This is a genomic window from Pseudomonas sp. RW407, assembly GCF_003176655.1.
Taxonomy (GTDB): Bacteria; Pseudomonadota; Gammaproteobacteria; order Pseudomonadales; family Pseudomonadaceae; genus Pseudomonas; species Pseudomonas delhiensis.
Genome location: NZ_QGSL01000088.1, coordinates 1028794 through 1031522 on the forward strand (window position 1 = coordinate 1028794; position 2729 = coordinate 1031522).

2 protein-coding genes are annotated in these 2729 nt (G+C 69.7%); both read right to left on the reverse strand.

Going from position 1 to position 2729, the window contains the following annotated elements:
- The coding region (locus DK254_RS11225; RefSeq protein WP_109933990.1) for an amino acid ABC transporter substrate-binding protein at positions 1-884 on the reverse strand (884 nt) is incomplete at its 3' end.
- Positions 881-2218, reverse strand: coding sequence for a putrescine-ornithine antiporter (gene potE, locus DK254_RS11230; protein ID WP_109933834.1), 1338 nt, complete (start codon positions 2216-2218; stop codon positions 881-883). The genes DK254_RS11225 and potE, both read right to left, overlap by 4 nt.
- Positions 2219-2729 lie beyond the last annotated feature (511 nt).

Consider the following 2729-nt stretch of genomic DNA (forward strand, 5'->3'; position numbering starts at 1 on the left):
AGGGAGTAGAGGCGCAGCAGCAGGCGCTGCTGTGGCGAAGGCGGGCCGAAGTAGCGGCTGTACAGCGCCTCGCCCGCGGCACCGCGCAGCGCGTCGCTGAGGGCATGGTCCACTTCCAGGCGGAAGGCGTCGTCGTTGCGGGGCAGGGGCAGGGCGACGCTGGCCATCTCGAACAGGTGGTCGGACACCTGCAAGCGGTCGGCCTGGGCCGAGCGGGCCTGGTAGTTGAGCAGCGACAGGCGTTCACCGAAGAAGGCGTCCACCTCGCGGCGCAGCACACGGTCGACGCCGTCCTGGTAGCTGGCCACCTCCACCAGGCGCGATTGCAGCCCCAGCTCGCGCACCCTCTGCTGCGCCCACTGGACATTGGTGGTGCCCTTGAGCACGGCGAAGCTGCGTTTGTTCAGGCCCTGGTTGACGGTCCCCCGCCAGGTCGGCGTGCGCTCGCGCGGGGCGCCGCTGAGCGCGGCCTGCAGGGTGGCGTCGGCGTCGCGGCGCAGGATTACCCCGAGCCCGGCGGTGAACACCGGCAGCGAGAAGCTGACGCTTTCGCGGCGCTGCAGGGTTTCCACCAGCGGGCTGCAGAACAGGTCGACCTGGCCGCCGCTCACGGCCGCCAGGGCCTGTTCCAGGGGCAGTGGCTGGTAGCGCACCTGCAGGTCGGCCAGGCCCGGCGCGCTGCGCAGGCGGGCGGCCAGCGCCTGGCACAGGTCGATGGCGTAGCCGCTGGCGGCGTGCTCGTCGCCCTCGGAGAAGGGCGCGTTGTCGGCCAGGAAGCCCAGCACCAGGGTATGGTTGGCGTGGATGCGCGCCAGGCTGTCGGCCCAGGCGCCGGGGGCCAGCAGCAGCGACAGCAGGAACAGGGCGGCGAACAGGCGGTTCATGGCGACTCCGGCGGCGCGGCGAGGCGCTCGTAGGCCTTGACGAAGCGTTTGGCGATGAAGCCGAACAGCAGGTAGCCGACCACCATCACCAGGGCCGCGCCGAACACCGCCTCCAGCCCCGAGGCATAGAGCGCGTAGAAGCAGTAGCAGGCGGCGACCAGCATCACGGCGGTGTTGCGGCGCACCAGCTCCAGGCCGACGCCGGCCTTGTAGAGGATCACCACCAGCCCGGTCAGCGAGGTGATGTAGGGGATGATGTTGGTGACCGCGGCCAGGCTCACCAGCTTGGTGAACTGGGCGGTGGCGTTGGGCGAGATGGTCGAGAGGGCGATCAGGCTCTGCAGCACCGCGCAGGTGACCAGCCCGGCCAAAGGCGCGCCGCGCCCGGTGACGCGGGTGAACAGCTGCGGGAACAGGCCCTGGGCGGCGGTGACCTTGGCCGTCTCGGCCAGGGTGAACTGCCAGCCCAGCAGCGAGCCGACGCAGGCCATCACCGCCAGGGCCATCACCAGGTTGCCCACCCCGTCGTTGAACAGGTGCGCATAGGCCAGGGCGAAGGGCGCGCTGGAGTTGGCCAGCTCCGGGTTCGGCACCAGGCCCTGGATCACGGTGGTGGACAGCACGTACACCACCGCGGCGCCCAAGGTGCCCAGCAGGCAGGCCAGCGGCACGTTGCGCTTGGGGTTGTCCACCGCGTCGGAGTTCTGCGCCGCCGACTCCATGCCGAGGAAGGCCCAGAGCGTCAGCGGGATGCTGTCGGTGATCGCCTGGCTGACCGGCAGGTTGTTGGGGTTCCAGGCGGCGGCGAAGGTTTCCGGGCTGAAGCGGAACCAGCCGAAGAAGCCCAGCCCGGCCACCGGGATGATCACCCCCCAGACGGTGACCGAGCCGAGCCGCCCGGTGATCCGCGGGCCACCGAAGTTGGCCAGGGTGGTCAGCCAGATCAGCCCCAGGGTCCCGAGGAACAGGGGCACCGCGCCGCTGCCCAGCCAGGGGAAGAAGGGCGTCAGGTAGCCCACCGCGGACAGGCTGATGGCCACGTTGCTGATCACCAGGGACAGGAAGTACAGATAAGAGCAGAGGAAGAACGCCGACTTGCCATGGGCCTCCTCGCTGTAGGCGGACATGCCGCCGGAGCGCGGGCAGTAGATGCCGCACTGGGCGAAGCAGTAGGCGATGGCCATGGAGCCCACGGCGGTGAACACCCACGACAGCAGCGAGACCGCGCCCAGCTGGGCCATGCTGGAGGGCAGCATGATGATCCCCGAGCCCATCATGTTGACCATCACCAGGGTGGTCAGCCCGGTGAGGCCCATCTTCCTGGTCGCGGCCATGCAGGGCTCCTGGGTCGGTGACCGGTGGCGACGCTGTGGTTTACGGCGGTGGAATGCTCAAAGGATAGGCACGGCCCGGCGGAGCGGCCATGGCGCGGGGGGCGATTTTTCGGGAATGGGACTGGAGTGGCATTTTGGGGGGCTGTCCTGTGCAGGCGGAGAGCCCGGCGTCATCCTCACACCCCGCCACCGTAGGGCGAATAACCGTTCGCGGTTATCCGCCGTCGGCCACGCCACCGGAGCGTCTGGCGCGGCCGGTGAGCCCAATCGCGGACGGAGTCCGCTCCTACGCCCGAGCCATGCCAATCCCCTGTAGGAGCGCGCCCTGCGCGCGAATCGCGGGCAGGGCCCGCTCCTACGTCCGTGCTTCCTGGAACCGTAAGAGCGGACTCTGTCCGCGATCTGGCGGATAACGCCGTAGGCGTTATGCGCCCTACGGGGAGCCCGGGAACTTCGCGGTTCCGCATTGCGCCGAACGGTCCCCTCTCCCGCTTGCGGGGGAGGGTTAGGG